The following is a 3184-nucleotide window of genomic DNA, read 5'->3' as shown; positions in this document are numbered from 1 at the left end:
CGCCAGTGGCATCGCCGGGTAGCTATGTTCGGAAGAGATAACCGCTGAAAGCATCTAAGCGGGAAACTCGCCTTAAGATGAGATATCCCTGGAGGCTAGACCTCCTTGAAGGGTCGTTCGAGACCAGGACGTTGATAGGTCAGGTGTGTAAGCGCAGTAATGCGTTCAGCTAACTGATACTAATTGCCCGTAAGGCTTGATCCTATAACAAGTCTGTCTCGATGCCCGTTAGCGCTTCAGCGCTTACGGACATCGAGCGTCGAGTGCGAGGCACTCGACGTACGACGGTTGAACTACCGCGTATGTGTGAGATACAACCTCACAACCCACCTAAATTACTGCTTCTTCCAGGATTGGTCGCGCTGCGAAGCAACGCGACAACCCCCTTTGCCTGATGACCATAGCGAGTCGGTCCCACCCCTTCCCATCCCGAACAGGACCGTGAAACGACTCTACGCCGATGATAGTGCGGATTCCCGTGTGAAAGTAGGTAATCGTCAGGCTCCCTCAAGCCAAAAACCCCCGTCCGAAAGGCGGGGGTTTTTGCATTTCGGCATTCCAAAAAGCATGTGGCGAGGCGTGACCGAGGCTACGTACGCCGGGCTCCTCTGCCGTAAACCATTGCAGCATCAAACTCCCCCAACCGCTTCCATCTCCGGCGATTCCGCCGATTATCGACCGTATCTTCGATCAAAACCGCAATTTGCTCCCCGCAAACGTATATCGACGAGCGCGATTGCGCGACCCGCTTCCTGCAGCCCGCCACCTCGTCTACTCCATCTTTGATCAAAGAGACCCGACCGAGGGGCCGCCAGCGCCGTGTGCGTAGCGGGCCGGACGAGATCAAAAACCGGCGCAGTCTCTTCTGACGCCCACTCGTTGACCGTCCAGTAGCGCGTAGATTTCCTCGATGAGCGAATAGGCTGCGCCGCCTACGCGGACTCGCTGTTTCCCCGCCGGCGCGGGCTATGTGCTGACTGCGCCGACGCTTGGCGCGCGTTCGGCGCGTATCGTATTCGGACCGCCGAACTGAGAGCCTCCGGCAGGTCAGCTCGTGTACCGCGTTCTAGCTATGATCGCGCGTCAGCTTGAGCATTGCCGGACAGCGCACGTTGGATGTCGACGCTCTGGCGCCATATATCGGTTTTATAACGACTTCGGATGCGTGAGGTACGGCGAAGGCGCCTGCGTCGAATCCGGCGCGGATATTCGTGTCCAGGGGCGAGGCGGGCGCGGCACGAGCAGTAGCGATATCGACTGTACGCAAAGATTCGCTGCGATAAGCCGGCCGGTGGCGTTAGGCGCCTTCCACGAAGGGGCGTAGGGCCGCCGAGCATGAGGACCAATCGATGCGGTGGCGGGAAGGTTATGGGGACGGTTGGACCTCCACGCACGTCGTCGCCGAGTAGCGGCTGTAAGCATCGCAGGGCCCGCAGAATCGCCAGGATTTATCCTCGGGGACATCGTCGGACCAGTGCGTGCCGATTCATCCGTTGTGCGCGCGCTACCCGATGGGCGCCCAACCCGCGCACTCGGCTTCGAGTGCGGTCTTCAACTGCTGATGCGCCCCAGGCGCCGAGCATCCCTCCCGGGCTCCGCGGAGAAGCCATCAGCCAGGCCTGCAGTCGGATCTTCCCGATCGGCCGCGTGTGGCGCCGGGCCCCTGCCGCAGCGTGGCAGGGGCAGCTGCAACCACGAAGAATGTCGTTACAGAGCAAGCGGGCGCATGGAGCCTTGTGCCGGTGTGGGAGAGCGACTCCAGACGAGTATCGTGCGTTCCCATGAGGCCGTCGAACACGACTGTGGCCGAATTCGGTGATGGGGCTGACCCGCTGCAACCGCGAGAAGGACGCCCGCCCGTACACGGCGCCCGCGGCAAATGACCACCAGGCGGTCCGCGGCACCGGCTGCCGGACCGCGATTGCGCGCCGGAAGCACCACCAACCCTCCCGCGAGCAACCACAGCCGGCTCACCAAACCCGCCCGGCACGAAATTTGCCGAAATTTTGTGTCTACCCGCTTGGCATTATGCGAAAGAGATCGTATGATGGCGGTCTTTCGTTTTTAGCGCAGATGCAGATCGGCGTTGAAGGCGGAGTCTGACGAAGATGTGGCGCCGGTCGGCAACATCTCGCGCTTGCCTTAGCCAGGCGAGAGCGGGGATCGGTGGGAAGCGGAAGTCGGGAAGAGAGTGAAAATAATCTTCCAGATATGCTTGACAGGAGTGCGATGCACCCCCATAATCGTCAGTTCTCTACGGAGGGGTGCCCGAGTGGCTAAAGGGGGCAGACTGTAAATCTGTTGGCTTACGCCTACGTTGGTTCGAATCCAACCTCCTCCACCAAGATATCAGCGCAGTGAGCGGCAAGGAATCGTTAGTGGCCCGTGCGGGTGTAGCTCAATGGTAGAGCAGAAGCCTTCCAAGCTTACGACGAGGGTTCGATTCCCTTCACCCGCTCCAGACCGCTAAGTTGAAGCGTAGCGCCCATGTGGCTCAGTGGTAGAGCACTCCCTTGGTAAGGGAGAGGTCGGCAGTTCGATCCTGCCCATGGGCACCAGCAGTAAAAAGTCAGTGTCTTGTTTGCGCGCGGCGCAACCTGTGAAATTCCTTCTGGGAGTCGAAAATGGCCAAGGGTAAATTTGAGCGGACCAAGCCGCACGTGAACGTTGGTACGATTGGTCACGTTGACCACGGCAAGACGACGCTGACGGCAGCGATCACGACGGTTCTGACGAAGAAGTTCGGCGGCGAAGCGAAGGCGTACGACCAGATCGACGCGGCACCGGAAGAAAAGGCGCGCGGCATCACGATCAACACGGCACACGTCGAGTACGAAACGGCTAACCGCCACTACGCACACGTCGACTGCCCGGGCCACGCTGACTATGTGAAGAACATGATCACGGGCGCAGCGCAGATGGACGGCGCGATCCTGGTTTGCTCGGCAGCAGACGGCCCGATGCCGCAAACGCGTGAGCACATCCTGCTGGCGCGTCAGGTTGGCGTTCCGTACATCATCGTGTTCCTGAACAAGTGCGACATGGTGGACGACGCAGAACTGCTCGAGCTGGTCGAGATGGAAGTTCGCGAGCTCCTGTCGAAGTACGACTTCCCGGGCGACGACACGCCGATCGTGAAGGGTTCGGCAAAGCTGGCGCTGGAAGGCGACACGGGCGAGCTGGG

General features: G+C 60.2%; 1 protein-coding gene, 3 tRNA genes and 2 rRNA genes. All 6 read left to right on the top strand.

Going from position 1 to position 3184, the window contains the following annotated elements; all coding sequences use genetic code 11:
• Positions 1-204 (top strand): 23S ribosomal RNA (locus HWX76_RS36390); the annotation flags it as partial.
• 186 nt (positions 205-390) lie between these two features.
• A 5S ribosomal RNA gene (gene rrf, locus HWX76_RS36385) occupies positions 391-503 on the top strand.
• Between the two features lie 1755 nt (positions 504-2258).
• A tRNA-Tyr gene (locus HWX76_RS36380) sits at positions 2259-2344 on the top strand.
• A gap of 43 nt (positions 2345-2387) precedes the next feature.
• Positions 2388-2461: transfer RNA gene (locus HWX76_RS36375), tRNA-Gly, on the top strand.
• A 22-nt stretch (positions 2462-2483) separates the two neighbouring features.
• Positions 2484-2558: transfer RNA gene (locus tag HWX76_RS36370), tRNA-Thr, on the top strand.
• A gap of 66 nt (positions 2559-2624) precedes the next feature.
• Positions 2625-3184 (top strand): GTP-binding protein (locus HWX76_RS36365; RefSeq protein ID WP_176017106.1); only part of this gene is annotated, 560 nt, incomplete at its 3' end.

Origin of the sequence: Burkholderia sp. BCC0398, from assembly GCF_902833245.1 — a bacterium.
In the GTDB taxonomy this organism is placed as follows: Bacteria; Pseudomonadota; Gammaproteobacteria; order Burkholderiales; family Burkholderiaceae; genus Burkholderia; species Burkholderia sola.
Note: the sequence above shows the minus strand (reverse complement) of the source record. Positions and strands in the feature narration are given on the sequence as shown.